A 15,126-nucleotide genomic window follows, 5' to 3' on the forward strand; every position below is an offset into this window, starting at 1 on the left:
CTAGGCTCCGAGGTCGCGAACACCGCCCTTCGAGGAGTGTCCTAGCATGACGGACGATCGGTTGCAGTTGAAGTTCGGAGGGTCGTTGGTTGAGCAGCTTGGCGCCCAACTCTACCCAAGCGTAACTGCAACCGTTGCCGAGTTGGTTTCCAATGCATGGGATGCCGATGCCACACGAGTCTGGATCCAGATCCCATTCGGTAGGTGGAAGCCGGACGACGAGATCATCGTTTTGGATGACGGTCATGGAATGACTCGGCAACAGGCGCAGGACACCTATCTCGTGGTTGGCAGGAAGCGCCGGCTCCAGTTTGGCAATAAATCGGAGAGCAAGAAGCGTCTAGTACATGGAAGAAAAGGTATCGGGAAACTCGCGGCTTTCGGCACGGCCGGTCTACTGGACTGCACAACTATCCGCTCAGGGGAGCGTACTGATTTCCGCCTAGACTATGACAATATTCGCCGTCTCCGTCCCACCGATGATTACACAGTGGAAGAGATTCCCAACCTTCAGCCCCTCACTGCTCCAACCGGCGAACCCTTGGATCAAGGCACGCGAGTGCGATTGTCGCGGCTCAAGTTAAAAAAGAGCATTTCTCGTGACCTATTCATGCGTTCAATGTCCCGACGTTTCGCCTTGAACGAGAACGAGATGCAAATCTTCATCAATACTGAAGATAGGCTGAAGCGTTTTGACATTGAATGTCAGTTCAGGTTCCCACGAGACGGAGTTCCTAACGACGACGTTAGAGAAGCCGCAGACGATTGGGCAGAAGAGACTCTCATCGATGGCGAAGGAAACTCTCGCCTCGTACGGTGGTGGATCGGCTTTACTGAGAAGCCGCTTGATGACGACTCTCAGCAGGGGATATCCATCATAGCGAACGGCAAGATGGCGCAACGTCCGTTCAAGTTCGAGACTTCACAGGGAACAGAGGGACAACTCGGCCAAGAGTACCTAGTTGGCGAAGCACATGCCGACTGGCTCGACACCGGGGCAGACATTGAAGATGACCTCATTCAATCCAATCGGGACCAACTTCAACTCGAAGACGAAAGAATTCAATTCTTTCTCGAATGGGGGCGCAAACGTCTCCGCTGGGCCCTCAAAGAGCGGAACAGGCTAAGGCGCGAAAAAACTTACGAAAAAATCACCGTAAACGATGACGTTAAACGAATGTTAGAACCTTACACCAAAACCGAGCAACGACGCTTTCTCAACGTGGCAAAAACGGTATCCAGGATACCTGAGATAGATGAGCAGGGCATAGCCGACACCATGAAGTCGGTTGTCGATGCACAGTCCGAGAAAGCCGTCCGGGAAATGATGGAGGAGATAGAACAAGAGGACGATGCCTTTCAGGAACGCGTGTGGCAGATCGTTCATGATTTCGGGCTTATTGATGCACGTCGACTTCTTAGCATCATTAAGGCACGTCTAGCAACCATCCGTAAACTAAAGGACGCTATCAAGCAGGGGGCGCGCGAGGTACCGGAGATACATAAGATCGTAATCGCCGATCCATGGCTATTAGATCCGAGATGGAACATCATCGCAGATGAAGTCGATGTCTCCACCCTCGGTGTCTCCTACGAACCGGAACAGGACGAAGAAGGTCTTCGACTGGACTTTATGTTCGCCCTCGCTCCTCACGCGCCGGCCCGATTGGACGAGATCATCGTCGTCGAGATCAAACGAGGCACGGACTCAAAGGGCCGGGAGCGGAGAGTAACCCCTCAAGAGATCAACAAGTTTCACCTTTATGTGTTGGCAGTCAGGGAGTATTACCAGAAGAGCACAGAACATCCCACTGTGCGCGGCCTCATGATCACACAAGGCTATACGGCTCAAGCGAACGGTCTGAGGCGCAGCCTCGAAAGCTCAACCGACATCCGTTTAGCGTTCCGAACCTGGGACAGAGTCATAGAAGAGACCGAGCGAATGCATGTCGCATGGCTCAATGTCTCCCAGGAGCGGATTGCAGGAGGATAGCCTGCCGGGCCGTCGTTGTAGTGGCAGGTTGGGTAGCCAAGAGACAGAGACATTGCCCGATCGGGCTGCCCTCGGTTGCGGTTGCCGTTGCAGTCCGGTGGCGTCCGGGGGTGTCCAGCGGCGTCCGGGGTGCCCTGGTTTGATGGGGTTTCTGGACGCTAGTGGATCACCCGGGATGATCGTTCCGACCTCTTAATCCGCGGGTTCGGGGTTCAAGTCCCTGACGGCGCACCCCGCCCGACCAAGACATTCTCGCTCGAGAGTGCATCCGGCCAAATTGGACCGGCCATCGCCGCGTCCGCCTACCAGGGCACGAAACGCCTCGCGATGTTCGCGGGCGGCTGCCTGGGCAAGGCTTCGCTGCAGCGAGAGAAGCGTCCACTGCGGCCTCGGAGTGTCGTGCTTCGACGCGGGACGTTCGGTGGCGCTGCGCTCCTAGACAAGCCCACAGGCCACGGCTCATCCCTTTTTCTGCAAGTTGGACGATCATTCACCCGGCTCACGAGCAGGTCCGGGAACTGGTGATGGAGATCTGACGCAGTTACTGCGGCCGACTACTTCATGAGGCCACGCGACTTCAGCCACTGTTGGATTCTGGCGCCGACGAGGTCGGAGTTGCGATCCATCATGATCATGTGCGAGTTGCCTGTGATGCCCTCTCTCGGCAGGTCGATCGTTTCGGCGATGCCGCCTTGGTCAGACTGCGCCTGCCAGTAGCGCTGACACGAACGACGCAGGTCCGACCACACCTCGCTGTCGTCGATGTGATCGCCCCAGACGCAGAGGACGGGGGTGTCGCGCATTGCGGAGATGTCCTCGCGTCCCGGATCGGGTGCCCCTCCGGGCTCCAGCGCGACGACCGCCTTCACCATCGCAGGCGCGGCGGCAGCGGCCCGCAAAGCGAAGATCGCTCCCTGGCTGTGCGCGAGGAGCACGCAGGGACCAACGCGTTCCACCAGTTCGTCGTATGCGGCCTGCGTGCACAGGTCGTTCGTCCCCCAGCGCGGGACCATCTGCTTGGCGAACTGGTCGAAGGCGGCGACCGGGAACTGGGTGTCCGGATAGGCGATTCGGTTCTCTGGATCGCTGTGCCAGGACGGTCCGATGCGGAAGTCCTCCCAGGCCGTCTGCTTCGGCCTGAAGAAGGGTTCGGTGGCGAACACTTCGGGGAATCTGGCCCACGATGCGCGTCCGCGCTCGACGGCGTCGGACACGAAGACGTCGTGGCCGTAGCGGAGGAAGAGGTTCATCCACCCGGGCCGGCCGTCGGGCGTTGTCTCCCAGGTGACGCCGGTCAGGCCGCCGCCGTGCCACATCAACAGCGGGTAGCGGGATCTGGGCGCGGCGAGACGCGCGTACTGGACATACATCTGCTCGACCTCGAACTCACCGTTCGGGTTGATCTCTAGGGGCGGCGCCGCCGGCGTCACCTGCAATATCCGCGTGGCGAGCCCGGACAGGGCGGCCTCGCGACCCCCGATGTGGAAGCTGCCCAGCTCGGCGACGGCGAGTGGCTCTGTGGCGCCGGTGTCCGTCACTGCCCGGCCGCCTTCGTGTTCACACTCGGTGGGCGGAGGTGCCCGGCCACTTCGAGTTGACTGATCAGCCCACCACTGCGGAGCATGTCCACGATGAAGTCCGGGAACCTGGCGAACGTGCGTCGGGCTCCGGTGGATTCGTTCTTGGCGATGCCGCGATCGACATCGAGGGTCACGACGTCGCCCTCGACCACGAAGGCTCGAGCATCCGCGATGGTGATGGCGGGTAGCCCGAAGTTGAGGCAGTTGCGCAGGAACAGTGAGTTGTACTGCTCTGCGATCAGCGCCGCGACACCGAGTTCGGTGAACAACTCGGCGACGGGCCGGCTGGAGCCGAGTCCGAAGTTGCGCCCGGCGACCACGATGTCCCCGGGTTGGACGAGTTCCGGCCAACCCGGTCTGGTCGCATCGAACATGAATCGGCTGGCCTCTGCCGCGGACAGCTTCATGGCGAAGCCCGGATACATGTCGTCGGTGTTGACGTCATCTCCGAAGAGCCATGCGCGTCCAGCGACGACGAGGTCGCTCGATGTGCTCATGCGCGGGACGCCTCCATCAGCTGTTCGGGGGAAACGATGCACCCGGCGACCGCGGAGGCGGCGACCGTGGCCGGCGATGCCATGAAGACCGACGCCTTCGTGCTGCCCATCCTTCCCTGGAAGTTCCGGGTGCTGGCCGTCACGCAGACTTCACCGGGCGCCAGGACCCCCATGGCATAGCCGAAACATGCGCCGCAGGTCGAGTTCGTGACAACCGCGCCCGCTTTCGTCAGGGTCGTCACGTATCCACGTTCGACCGCGTCGAGGTACACCTGTTGTGAAGCAGGGGTCACGATCAACCGGACGCCTGGCGCGACCCGGTGGCCGGCGATCACTCGTGCCGCTTCTTCGAGGTCTGCCAGTTGACCGTTGGCACACGAACCGATGAAGGCCTGGTGGATCGTCGTGGATTCCAGCTCGGCCACCGGCACGCCGTTGTTGATGACCGTTCCCGGACGGGCGACCATCGACTCGATCTCGTCGAGGTCGATCGTGCGGACGGCGGCGTACCGGGCGTCGGCGTCGGCGTCAACGGGGCTCACCGCCAGGCCGGGCCTCACCGAGCGCAGGTGGTCGACGCAGATCTCGTCCGCGGGAAAGAGTGTGAAGTCGGCGCCCACCTCGGCCCCCTGCGTCGCGATGGTCCGGCGGTCGCTCATGGGGATCGACGCCAGGCCGGGGCCGCCGAACTCGATGGCGTGGTCCGTGGCGTCGCCGTAGCGTGCCGCGATGGCGAGGAAGACGTCCTTGCCGTTGATGTGGGCCGGTTTGGTCCCCACCAGCTCGTACCGGATGGTCGGCGGTACCTGGTGCCAGGTCTTCCCGGTGCAGACGATCTGCATCACCTCGGCCGGTCCGAGTCCGCGGGCGGCGGCGTTGAACGCGCCCGCCGCGCACGTGTGGGAGTCGGTGCAGGCGACGACCGAACCCGGCGTGGCCAGCCCTCGCTCGGCGATCACCTGGTGCACGATCCCGTGCCGGCCGATGTCGTAGAAGCGCTCGATGCCGTGTTCCCGGGCGAACGCGCGCGCCCGGGTGCCATGCGTGGCGTCGCGGACCGTCGGCGCGGGCACCGCGTGGTCCATCACGATCGCGATCTTGTCGGGGTCGTGGACCGCGACCACGTCCAGCAGCCTGGTCATGGCGAACTGGACATCGATGATCACGGTCATGTCGACGTCACAGGTGAGGATGTCGCCTGGCGTGGCCGCCTCCACTCCGGCCGCCTCTGCCAGGATCTTCTCGATCATCGTGCTAGGCACTTCTCGTCCCCCGATCGTGGTTCTCGTGGAGTGCCTCCCAGAAGGGCAGGCCCAAGTTGTCGAAGAGTTCGCGAGGCGAGACCCGGCTTGCCGGCTCGGGGTCGCCGCGACGCAGCGACCGCAGTGCCGTCGTCAGTGACGAGACGACCGGGCTCAGGCACGCGCCGGGAACGATGGCGAGGGCATAGCCGAAGGACTCGAGGTCGCGGAACGTCACGGCCGGCGACTTGCCGCGTCCCACGAGGTTGAAGAGCACCGGGACGTCGATCTCGCGGGGGATGGCCCGGATCTCGTCGAGCGACCGCGGGGCCTCGATGAAGATCACGTCTGCGCCGGATTCGACGTAGGCCTGTGCCCGTTGGACGGCGGCCGCGAAGCCATGGGTCGCGCGGGCGTCGGTCCGGGCGACGACCAGGAGATCACCGTCACCGCGCGCCTCGACCGCCGCGGCGATCTTCTCCATGAACTCGGGGGGATCGATGACACGCTTGTCATCCAGGTGCCCGCACTTCTTCGGGAATGCCTGGTCCTCGAGCTGGATGGCGGCAACCCCGGCGCGGACGTACTCCCGGACCGTCCGGTAGGTGTTCTTCAGGTCACCGAAGCCCGTGTCGGCATCCGCGATCAGTGGTACGTCGAGCTGGCGCCTGATGACCGCGGCCTGCGCCGCCATCTCCGACATCGTCGCGAGTCCGATGTCCGGCAGGCCGACCGCCGAGGCGGACACGGCCGCGCCCGACATATAGGCGGCGTCGAAACCGGCGGACCGTACCAGGGACGCGGTGATTCCGTCGTACACCCCGGGTGCCACCAGGAGGTGCGGCTCCGCGAGCAGTTCTCGCAGGCGCTTGGCGGTCCCCATCAGCCGGCGGATGCCTGCTCGCGCAGGTGGCCCGACGGAAGCACGTCCCGACCGGGGTCGGCCGGGAGGGTGATCCCGAACTGCCGCTCGAAGATGTCGCTGATCAGCTCGTAGCAGGTCCCGACCCGCACGACCTCCATCGTGCTGAAGTCGATGATCGTCGAGGACCGGCCGTAGTGGTGGTACTTGCGGAGTCCGTGGTCGACGACCAGGTCGACCGCGTCGATGATCTCCTGCTGGATGTCCTCGACGCGGAACCTGGTCCCGGTCCCGGTCAGGTTGGCCGACGAGCCCAGCAGGGCGACACCGTCACGGTGCGCGATGCGCACGACCTCGTCGTGCAGTGCGCCACCGTTGATCAGCATCGCCAGCGTGCTGCCGACGGTGCTGGCTGCGAGCGTCTCCGGCTCGATCGAGGCGACCACCGGGTGAGACGGGTCGTAGTGGGCTGCGATCGCCAGCGGGAGCCCCGCGTCCACGACCACCGCGTCGATCATGTCCTGTTCCCGCTTGCCGAGCCGGTGGACCTCACGATGGAGCTCGTAGTTGCCGCCCATGGCGTGCCGCTTGTGCGGGGCGCGTCGCTTGGCCTGGAACAGGCGCAGCAACGCGTCCGAGGAGATCGCGGTCGCCGCGTAGCCGACGTCCCCGGGCATGATGACCGCCCCTCCGCCGGCCACCGTCTCGTAGATCCTCTGCGCGTCACCCTTGATGTCGTACCTGCCCATGCGGCGCTCCCTTCGACCGATCAACCACATCGTGGTTTACGAAACCATAGTGCAGTGCAGATCTGGATGCTAGCCCTCACGACCTGCGGACGAACGATGCGTTGTGCGTTGACAATGCTTCGACGACGTGAGTACGGTCACGCCACGATGTGGTTGATGACACCACATCCTGGAGAGGGGGTTCGCATGAACCGCTTGACGTCACGCCTGAGCCTCGTCGGGCTGGCGGCCGCCCTGAGCCTCAGCGCCGCGTGCTCGTCGTCGCAGAGAGGAGCCGACCCGGACAACCCCTACCAACTGGATGTCGCGGTCCTGGCGGCCAACGAGTTCTACTCGATCCCCTGGCTCGTCGGTCAGAAGCGAGGATTCTTCGAGGAACACGGCGTCAAGGTCGGCAAGATCGTGGCCGGCAGCGGCGGTAGCGCGACCCTGCGGACGCAGCTGTCCGGTGACCTTCCGATCGGCGAGGTCGGCTACAACTCCGTCCTCCACGCCGCCAAGGAAGGCGTGCCGATCGTGGCCGTCGGCGGTGGCGTACAGAACACCCACGGCGGGGAGTACTACGCGCGCAAGGACAACGATGAGGTCAACAAGCTCGCCGACATCCGGTCCTGGGCATACACCAATCCCGGCTCCTCGATCTACGCGCTGTCCTTCATGATCCTGGAGGAGGCCGGCCTGCCGACCAAGGCCGAGCGCGTCGCCGCAGGCGGTGTCGGCGAAGGCGTCGCCCTCCTGGAAGCCGGCAAGGTGGACGTCGCTTGGCTTCCTCCCACGCTGGCCAGCCGCCACAAGGACGACTTCAAGCTCGTCGTCAGGACCCAGGACTACGTCGACAAGTTCCAGGCCAGCGTGATCACGACGAGCCCGCGATTCGCCAAGGACCACCCCGATGTCGTCAAGGCCGTTCTGGCCGGCTATCAGGAGGCGATCAAGTGGGCGACCGGGAATCCCGAGGAAACGGCGAAACTCTACGCCGCCCACGTTGACGTGTCGTATGACGCCGCCCTTGAGGTCGTCAAGGGCGCGACGGGAGCGGTGGCCTGGAATATCGGCTTCAACCCCGAGTCCCTCAAGTCGGGCACCAAGTCCGCCGAGCTGAGCGGCCTCAAGGGCGGGGTCGACTACTGCGGCCTGTTCGACGGCAGCTTCCTTCCCAGAGGCGCCACCGCGGAGCTACCCACCGACTGCTCGTGAACGAGCCTGACCCAGGAGGGCTGATCATCGTGGCACCACACGAATCGACCGCAACGTCCGTTCCAGAGCCACCGATCCGCACGAGTCACGTGCAGGCTCGACAGGTGACGCGCAGGTTCGGAACTGTCGACGCGCTCGGACCGGTCGACCTGGACATCCGGCAGGGAGAGTTCGTGTCGATCGTCGGTCCCAGTGGGTGTGGGAAGTCGACCTTGCTCGAGCTCGTCGCCGGACTCCAGGTCCCGTCGTCGGGCGCGGTAAGGGTCGCGGACGAGCCCCTGAAGGGACCGCGCCGCCACACCGCGGTCATCTTTCAGGATTCGGCGACCCTCCCGTGGCGCACGGTCCTCGACAACGTCGCCTTCCCGCTCGAGGTCCGCCGGGTGGCCCGAGCCGAACGCCGCGCTCAGGCCGCCGCCCTGCTGGAGAAAGTGGGGCTGTCCGGGTTCGCCGCCCACCACCCCGGCCAGCTCTCGGGCGGGATGAGGCAGCGCGTCGCCATCGCGCGCGCTCTGATCATGGAGCCGGACCTCATTCTGGCCGACGAGCCGTTCGGTGCGCTCGACGAACAGACCCGCCTCCTCATGGCCTTCGAGCTCCTCGCCGTGGTCGAACGGCTGGACGCGGCCGTCCTGTTCATCACCCACAGCATCCAGGAGGCGGTCCTCCTCTCGGACCGAGTGCTGGTGATGGGTGCCCGCCCCGGAACGTTCCTCGACGAGATCGGCATCGACCTGCCTCGACCCCGCGCCGAGGACACACTGACCATGCCGATGGCAGTCGAGGCGACCGAACGCATCTGGAGCACACTTCGCCACGAAGCCTCGACCAGCATGCAGGCAACATCGTGACCCGCCTGGCATCCTCGGGCTCGCGTTCGACGCTCCCCGGCTACCTCCGGCTGGACCAGGGCCGATCGCTCGGCCTCCCCCCTCCGGTGTGGCGCATCGCCGCCCTTGTCGTCTTCCTGGGTGGAGTGGAGGTGTATGCGCGTTACGTCCTGGCGACGCCGTTCGAACTCGTGCCCGTCACCGACATGGCGGTCCGTGCATCCGAGCTCATCAGGGAGTCGACCTTCCTGCGCGATGACCTCGCGTGGACGGCGCTCGCGGTCGGCATCAGCTTCGTCGCCGCCGGAATCCTCGGGGTCGCCATCGCGTTCGGCATGCACGGCTTCGGCTGGTGCGACCGCGCATTGCAGCCCTATGTCTCGGTCTTCTACGCGGTCCCGACCTTCGCCATGTATCCGCTCCTGGTCGTGATCCTCGGCACCGGGCTGACGCCCATCATCCTGATCTCGACATCGTTCAGCGTAGTCGTGGTGATCGCCCGGGCACGCGACGGCTTCTCCTCGGTCCCCGCCTCGGTCGCGAAGGTATCCCACTCGCTGCGGCTGACCCGATGGCAGCACTTCCGCCTGATCCTGGGGCCCGCCGCGCTCCCGGACATCATCTCGGGCCTCAAACTCGCGCTCTCCTACGCGATCATCTCCGTCCTCGCGACCGAGTTCATCCTCGCGACACGGGGAGTGGGACACTTCATCTCGCGGGCCTACGAGAGTTTCGACTCGCGCGATACCTACGGCGGCATCTTCCTCGTCTCCATCCTCGCCCTCGCTCTCGTCCTGCTCGTCGACCGCCTCGGTTCCGCCATCGACTGGAGGCAACGATGACCGCGCAAACCCCCGTCTCGCCCCGGCGGAGGGCGGTCGCCAACGGCCTCGGGCGGCTCTGGCCACCGATCCTGTTCGCGCTCCTCGTCGTGGCGTGCTGGTGGGGGACGGCAACAGTGCTGAAGAGCACCGTCGTCCCCGCACCCGGAGCGGCCGTCAAGGGATTGCAGGCCGAACTCGGCAATCCCCGGTTCCGGGCGAGTGTCCTCGACACCGTGCGTGTCCTCGCCATCGCCTACATGGCGGCCGCGGCCGCCGGCGCCATCGCCGGTACCCTGCTGGGCGTACGCGCCTTCTGGTCGCGTGCGCTCCTTCCCCTGGTCTATGTGCTGAACTCCGTGCCGAAGGTGACATTGTTCCCCGTCTTCCTGCTCGTGCTCGGGCTGGGTGACCTGAGTCGCGGCTCGTTCGCCTTCGCCTGTGGCGTCGTGCCCATGTTCATCATCGCGGCCGAGGCGACCCGCGGTGTGTCCCGAACCCACCTGAAGCTGGCCGCGTCGCTACGTGTGGGGGAGATCCAGGTGATGCGAAAGATCGTGTGGCCCTCCGCCCTGCCCGCGATCGCCGGCGGGTTGCGGCTGTCCTTCGGATTCACCTTCCTCGGGTTGGTCCTCGCCGAGATGTTCGCTGGTTCATCGGGCCTCGGCCAGGAACTCTTGCGCAACGTCTCCATCGGGCGCATGGAGAACATCGCGGGAGAGGTGATCCTTATCGCGGTGCTCGCCCTCGCGCCTACCGCACTCCTCACCTGGGCCGAGCGCTGGACCGCCGAGCGCTACGGACACAATGCCTAAACTGAAGCGCCGGGCTCCTGATCCGGGGGCAGTGGCCAGATGAAGGCGACATCACAGAAAACGACCTCACGGAAACTCGCCTGGCGAGGAAGGGAGAAAGGCATGGCGGCGGGTCCCTCCGTCCTCGTGCTCGAGAAGGCGGTCAAGCTCCTCGACTGCTTCACACCAGAGCGCACACACCTATCCGTCGGCGATCTCCACCGCCTGACCGGTTTGCCGGTGACCACCGTCGCTCGACTGATCAACACGCTGGTGGCACTGGAACTGCTCCACAAGACCGGAGATACCTACAAAGTCGGGTTGCGGGTGCTCACCTGGACGGCGGCCGCGACAGCCGCCTCGGACCTCCTGGAAGCGGCAGACCGGGCAGCGGCACATCTCCGCGACCAGACGGGCGAGACAGCGGGTATGTACATCCCGCGCGGTACCACGCGTGTGGCGGTCGTGGTCAAGCTTTCTCACCAATCGATCATCTTCCGGGGCTATGTCGGGCAACTGATGCCGATGCGCGCCGGCGCCGCCGGAAAGGTGTTCCTGGCCTACGACCGACATCTCCTCAGCGCAGTTCTCGTCGAAATGAATGAGGGCGCCGGGATCGAGGTCCCACCCGAGCTGGAGGCGCAGCTGGCGCTCACCCGCGAGCAGGGCTGGATCCTGACCGAACAGGAGCGGGAAAAGGGCCTGAACTCGCTCGCGGCCCCCGTCTTCGACTCAACCGGCGCCGTCGTGGGTGCCCTCGGCATCGGCGGCCCGTCCTTCCGCTTGAACGCCCAGTCGGCTCGAGAGTTCGGGCCGCTCGTCGCGGAGACCGCCGCATCCCTGTCGAGCCGATCGGGTGACGGCCCGAAGCGGAGCGTCGGCAACTCGGCCTGAACCACCTGCGGGATCATGGTCGGCCCGCACAGCCCGCCCTCCGCGTCCAGGCGGCAAGAATCTTGCGGTCGACCATGGAGACGACCGGCGACCGTCCGTCGGGAAGCCGGCCGAGCCCGGACGGTTGCTCGAGGACGCGCGCCTCCACGCGCAGGTCGGACCGTCCTCGACCATGGACATGGCCGTTTCCGTCATCGTCGGCCTCCCTCGACAGCGCTGACTGGTTCCGCCCGCCGGTGCGGCGTCGCGTCCGCGCGGTGTGCTCGGAGCCGGTCCATCGCCTGATGCAGTTCGGGGCTCTCGATGGCCACGATCGCTCCGAGCAGGGCAGCGTAGAGCAACTGGGTGAAGTAGTCGGGCATGGCCGTGACCGCGACGACCTGCGCGAGCAGGGCCACCGACAGCGCACCGGCCAGCAGACCCAGCGGGGCTCCGCGGCCGTCAGCCCGAGCACACCGGCGGGGAGACCGGCGCGGAGCGATGTGGTGCGGAACATGCTTCTCAACTCTTCCGAGGGATGAGCCGAAAGTGAATAAGCGCATAGTCACCAGCAAGGATGAGCTGTGTCAAGGCTCACAGTGTCACGCAGAGTCACGGCACACCGCGCGAGCCGCCTCGGCATCGCGCATCGGCCTCGAAGGAGAGAGTTCCGGACGGCCAGACGACAGGCCCGAGACACCCAGGATCCGGCGCCCGGTCCGCGGCCACAGGACAACCCCCGGAGATCGGATATCGATCAGCCACCGGCCCCGTCGGCTCGTGCCTCGAAAAGACGAGGGGATGGGCGCGTCTCCGCCGCCGGGGGTGGTGTGGTCGGTGTGGTCGGGGTCGGGCAGTACCCCGCCTGCGTGCGTGGCCGTCGCCGGAGCATCAAGCAGTAACTCCTGTTTGTCGTGGACTGAGGGCTCCTCGCAGCCGGCACCTGTGCGGGAGCGTTACCGGCGACGTCTTTGGGCGCGCCGCCGGATCAACACGATCCGCCATAGTACGAGCGCGACCAGCACTATAAAGCCGATAGAGAGCATGACCTTGTGGCCGGTCCCGAAGTAGTAGCCCAGCGCGCGGATCATGGCATCGAAGATGAACAGCATCCTTCCCCCTGCGCGAGCCGTACCCGATGACAGCCGCCCCATTCCCGGTCAGAGCCCATGACGATTTGGGTAGCACTTTATGGCCCGGAGGGCGTAGATCAGCCAAGGTCCGGGGAGGCCCCGCAGGCCCCCGATGTGGTACACAGCGGAATACCGCGCAATGCGCGGTACGCTTTTACCTCGCCGCACGTAAAGGAACACTCGCTGTCCGGCGAGATGGAGATTATCGGCGCCTCAACGCAGTTACCGCCCTCGTGGCCGCCGCAGGTCGCCATGCACCACGCCCGGACCGGAACCACCGGCGCGCTCCCGGCCGCGGCACATCAGTCGACTTCGGGGAATGCCATGAAGCGGACCAGTATCGTGCGCGCGTCCGGGTCAGGGGGATCGCTCGCCTGAACGTAGCGGGTGAAGAGCGCCATGTAGTCGTTCCAGAACTCGGTGACCTGCGGAAGGGTGAGGGCCAGTTCCCCTCGCGCGAACAGTTCGGCGTCGCCCCACCTGCCCATCAGGTCGCGCCGTGCCTGGAACCGGGCCAGCGCCTCGGCGTCTTCGACCGCCTCGAACTGCTCGAACTTCGCCAACTCTCGGCGCATCTCCGGGCTCATCCGGCTGCGCGGCGGGAAGCGCAAGTCATGCCGAGGAACCCGCCACCAGCGCTCCCGGCCGCTGCCGTGCTCGGAAGCCTCCTCGATGAACCCGTGCGCGGCCAACTGCCGCAGGTGGTAGCTGGTCGCACCGGTGTTCTCGCCCAGCGCCCGGGCCAGTGAAGTGGCCGTCGCGGGCCCGTCCCGATCGAGCACCCGCATGATCCGCTTCCGCAGCGGGTGGCGCAGCGCGCGCAGCGCCGCGGCATCAGAGAGCTGGCGGGGTTCCGGACTGTCCGACATCGCTTGCACTCTACCAAAGCTCGTTGCATAGTTCTTTGCAAAGAGTTCTGCAATACGGACTGGAGTGTTCCGCGTTGCCTCACCACACCCCCCGGGGTCGCCGGGACGCATGCATCACGGTCACCTCGGGTTACCGCCGTATCTCCCCACATCAACGGAGGGAACAATGCCGCAGTCGGACGAACACCACTTCACCCGCCGCACCCTTCTCGGCAGCGCCGCGGTGATCGGCGCAGGAGCCGTCGCCGCCCCCGTCCACGCCGACGCTGTCCCCCGCCACGCCCCGGCCGGCCGGCCGGTAGACCAGAAGTCGATCGACGCCGTGGCGGCGCGGCTCGACCGCGCTCTCATCGCCCTGCGCCGGCGCATCCATCACCACCCCGAGCTCGCCGGTGCCGAAAGCCGCACCGCCGCAACGGTGGCGGGCCGGCTCCGTGCCGCAGGACTGCGCGTGACCGTCGGCGTGGGCGGGCACGGGGTCGTCGGTGTCCTCCAAGGCGCCCATGCCGGACCCACGGTCGCCTATCGCGCGGACATGGACGCGGTGCCTCCAGCCGATCAGATCGGCGGCGGCGCCGAAGCGGCGCACCTGTGCGGGCATGATCTGCACACCACGGTGGGCGTCGGCGTCGCGCAGGTCCTGGCACGGTTGAGGCACGGACTCGGCGGCAAGCTGGTCTTCCTCTTCCAGCCCGCCGAGGAGAACCTGACGGGTGCCCGCGCGATGCTCGCCGACGGCGTGCTGGAACGGACCAGGCCGCAGGAGATCCACGCCCTGCACTGCGGCCCGTTCCCGGTCGGCCAATTCGCCGTCACCCCCGGTACCGGGCTGCCGGGCCACGACCATGCCGCCATCACCCTGACCGGCCCCGACGCGGCCGAGCAGGCACGGCAGCTCACGACCGGGATCAACGCACTCGGCACCGTGGCCATCCCGCAGACCCCCGCGGACTTCGAGCGACTCGTCCGAGACATCCAAACACCGGCGGGACCATTGGCCCGGTTCATCGCCATCCGGGCCCAAGCGGGCGAGGCCGACGCCGAAGGAAGGATCAAGGTGGAGGCGTCCTACAAGTGCTGGCCCGAGGAGCGATACGTCGAGGTACGTGACACCATCCGACGCCTCACCCAGCCCTACGCCGGCTCTCGGCTGAGCTTCTCCGCCGAGCCATTTCCCGCCATGGTCTGCCCGCAGAAGGAAGGCCATGCCCTCAAGCACCACCTGCGCCGCGTCCTCGGCCCCGACTCGGTCACCGTGCTGCAGGCTGCGGTCCCCTTCAACGGCGAGGACTACGCGCTGTTCCTGGACCGCATTCCCGGCACCTACACCTTCCTCGGCGTCCGCACGCCCGGCGCCGACATCACCACCTGCTATCCGCACCTGGGCACCTTCGACCCTGATGAACGAGCCATTGGCATCGGCGTCCGCGCGATGGCAGGCTGGCTCGCCCAACGCACGTCGACCCAATGAGTTGATCTCAGCGATTCAGCGGGCGTGGCCGTGTTCGAGATGGGTGAGGACGGGGCCGGCTCTGGGGATCTCGCCGATTCGGCTGGTGCCGGCGGTGATGTGCAGGATGCGCCAGGGTTGGGTGAGGGGACGAAGCCGTGTCGGCCAGGTGGCGCAAGGCGAGCAGCGGCGCGTGCAGGTGCGTTTGTCGGCGTCCAGAACGTGACTGCCGGTGCG

The 15,126-nt window shown here is 65.7% G+C and carries 15 protein-coding genes; 7 read left to right on the forward strand and 8 right to left on the reverse strand.

The genetic code is table 11. The annotated features are described in order from the left end of the window. Window positions 1-46 precede the first annotated feature (46 nt). Window positions 47-1,993 carry an ATP-binding protein gene (locus K8Z49_RS17375; RefSeq protein ID WP_412519735.1) on the forward strand — a complete coding sequence of 649 codons (1,947 nt, stop codon included), beginning with the start codon at window positions 47-49 and terminating at the stop codon, window positions 1,991-1,993. Window positions 1,994-2,547: 554 nt separating this feature from the next. Here the strand turns inward: K8Z49_RS17375 and K8Z49_RS17380 are convergent. From K8Z49_RS17380 to K8Z49_RS17400, 5 genes are read right to left on the reverse strand one after another with little or no spacing between them, the layout of a single operon-like run. Then, the gene (locus K8Z49_RS17380) at window positions 2,548-3,531 is read right to left on the reverse strand and encodes a hypothetical protein (protein WP_412519737.1); all 984 of its coding nucleotides are present in this window, start codon (window positions 3,529-3,531) and stop codon (window positions 2,548-2,550) included. Further along, on the reverse strand, window positions 3,528-4,070 hold the full coding sequence (locus K8Z49_RS17385; protein WP_412519739.1) for a hypothetical protein: 543 nt from the start codon (window positions 4,068-4,070) through the stop codon (window positions 3,528-3,530). The genes K8Z49_RS17380 and K8Z49_RS17385 overlap by 4 nt, the downstream gene beginning before the upstream one ends. Further along, a complete protein-coding gene (locus K8Z49_RS17390; RefSeq protein WP_412519741.1) occupies window positions 4,067-5,320 on the reverse strand; it encodes a 3-isopropylmalate dehydratase large subunit in 1,254 nt (417 codons plus the stop codon). Before K8Z49_RS17390 ends, K8Z49_RS17385 begins: the two co-directional genes overlap by 4 nt. A gap of 4 nt (window positions 5,321-5,324) precedes the next feature. Further along, window positions 5,325-6,194, reverse strand: a complete 870-nt coding sequence (locus K8Z49_RS17395; protein WP_021591907.1) for an isocitrate lyase/PEP mutase family protein — start codon at window positions 6,192-6,194, stop codon at window positions 5,325-5,327. Further along, window positions 6,194-6,922: an L-threonylcarbamoyladenylate synthase gene (locus K8Z49_RS17400; RefSeq protein ID WP_021591908.1), complete on the reverse strand. Its 729-nt coding sequence runs from the start codon at window positions 6,920-6,922 to the stop codon at window positions 6,194-6,196. Before K8Z49_RS17400 ends, K8Z49_RS17395 begins: the two co-directional genes overlap by 1 nt. Window positions 6,923-6,976: 54 nt before the next feature. Between K8Z49_RS17400 and K8Z49_RS17405 the strand changes: the two genes are divergently transcribed. The 5 genes from K8Z49_RS17405 (at window position 6,977) to K8Z49_RS17425 (ending at window position 11,458) form a co-directional block, all read left to right on the forward strand. Continuing rightward, a complete protein-coding gene (locus K8Z49_RS17405; protein WP_081842163.1) occupies window positions 6,977-8,119 on the forward strand; it encodes an ABC transporter substrate-binding protein in 1,143 nt (380 codons plus the stop codon). Continuing rightward, entirely contained in the window at window positions 8,116-8,970 is an 855-nt protein-coding gene (locus K8Z49_RS17410; protein WP_218163806.1) for an ABC transporter ATP-binding protein, read from the forward strand. Before K8Z49_RS17405 ends, K8Z49_RS17410 begins: the two co-directional genes overlap by 4 nt. Further along, window positions 8,967-9,791: an ABC transporter permease gene (locus K8Z49_RS17415; protein WP_083598144.1), complete on the forward strand. Its 825-nt coding sequence runs from the start codon at window positions 8,967-8,969 to the stop codon at window positions 9,789-9,791. The genes K8Z49_RS17410 and K8Z49_RS17415 overlap by 4 nt, the downstream gene beginning before the upstream one ends. Window positions 9,792-9,907: 116 nt before the next feature. Beyond that, a complete protein-coding gene (locus K8Z49_RS17420; RefSeq protein ID WP_218163805.1) occupies window positions 9,908-10,585 on the forward strand; it encodes an ABC transporter permease in 678 nt (225 codons plus the stop codon). Window positions 10,586-10,687: 102 nt separating this feature from the next. Beyond that, window positions 10,688-11,458, forward strand: a complete 771-nt coding sequence (locus K8Z49_RS17425) for an IclR family transcriptional regulator (RefSeq protein ID WP_412519745.1) — start codon at window positions 10,688-10,690, stop codon at window positions 11,456-11,458. A 191-nt stretch (window positions 11,459-11,649) separates the two neighbouring features. Here K8Z49_RS17425 and K8Z49_RS17430 read toward each other — a convergent pair whose 3' ends face one another. The 3 genes from K8Z49_RS17430 to K8Z49_RS17440 all read right to left on the reverse strand — a co-directional run bounded on the left by K8Z49_RS17430 (window position 11,650) and on the right by K8Z49_RS17440 (window position 13,439). Beyond that, window positions 11,650-11,856 carry a hypothetical protein gene (locus tag K8Z49_RS17430; RefSeq protein WP_412519747.1) on the reverse strand — a complete coding sequence of 69 codons (207 nt, stop codon included), beginning with the start codon at window positions 11,854-11,856 and terminating at the stop codon, window positions 11,650-11,652. A 537-nt stretch (window positions 11,857-12,393) separates the two neighbouring features. After that, window positions 12,394-12,549, reverse strand: coding sequence for a hypothetical protein (locus K8Z49_RS17435; RefSeq protein WP_412519749.1), 156 nt, complete (start codon window positions 12,547-12,549; stop codon window positions 12,394-12,396). A 323-nt stretch (window positions 12,550-12,872) separates the two neighbouring features. Then, on the reverse strand, window positions 12,873-13,439 hold the full coding sequence (locus K8Z49_RS17440) for a helix-turn-helix domain-containing protein (RefSeq protein ID WP_412519751.1): 567 nt from the start codon (window positions 13,437-13,439) through the stop codon (window positions 12,873-12,875). 166 nt (window positions 13,440-13,605) lie between these two features. Here K8Z49_RS17440 and K8Z49_RS17445 point away from each other — a divergent pair, with 166 nt between their 5' ends. After that, entirely contained in the window at window positions 13,606-14,910 is a 1,305-nt protein-coding gene (locus K8Z49_RS17445) for a M20 metallopeptidase family protein (RefSeq protein ID WP_021591917.1), read from the forward strand. Window positions 14,911-15,126: the final 216 nt, after the last annotated feature.

The organism is Actinomadura madurae (genome assembly GCF_047130825.1).
Taxonomy (GTDB): domain Bacteria; phylum Actinomycetota; class Actinomycetes; order Streptosporangiales; family Streptosporangiaceae; genus Spirillospora; species Spirillospora madurae.

Excerpts from the sequence above, each read along its gene's own strand:
- K8Z49_RS17375 (WP_412519735.1), top strand. The coding sequence starts at position 47 with ATGACGGACGATCGGTTGCAGTTGAAGTTCGGAGGGTCGTTGGTTGAG.
- K8Z49_RS17385 (WP_412519739.1), bottom strand. The coding sequence starts at position 4,070 with ATGAGCACATCGAGCGACCTCGTCGTCGCTGGACGCGCATGGCTCTTC.
- K8Z49_RS17390 (WP_412519741.1), bottom strand. The coding sequence starts at position 5,320 with ATGATCGAGAAGATCCTGGCAGAGGCGGCCGGAGTGGAGGCGGCCACG.
- K8Z49_RS17395 (WP_021591907.1), bottom strand. The coding sequence starts at position 6,194 with ATGGGGACCGCCAAGCGCCTGCGAGAACTGCTCGCGGAGCCGCACCTC.
- K8Z49_RS17400 (WP_021591908.1), bottom strand. The coding sequence starts at position 6,922 with ATGGGCAGGTACGACATCAAGGGTGACGCGCAGAGGATCTACGAGACG.
- K8Z49_RS17425 (WP_412519745.1), top strand. The coding sequence starts at position 10,688 with ATGGCGGCGGGTCCCTCCGTCCTCGTGCTCGAGAAGGCGGTCAAGCTC.
- K8Z49_RS17435 (WP_412519749.1), bottom strand. The coding sequence starts at position 12,549 with ATGCTGTTCATCTTCGATGCCATGATCCGCGCGCTGGGCTACTACTTC.
- K8Z49_RS17440 (WP_412519751.1), bottom strand. The coding sequence starts at position 13,439 with ATGTCGGACAGTCCGGAACCCCGCCAGCTCTCTGATGCCGCGGCGCTG.
- K8Z49_RS17445 (WP_021591917.1), top strand. The coding sequence starts at position 13,606 with ATGCCGCAGTCGGACGAACACCACTTCACCCGCCGCACCCTTCTCGGC.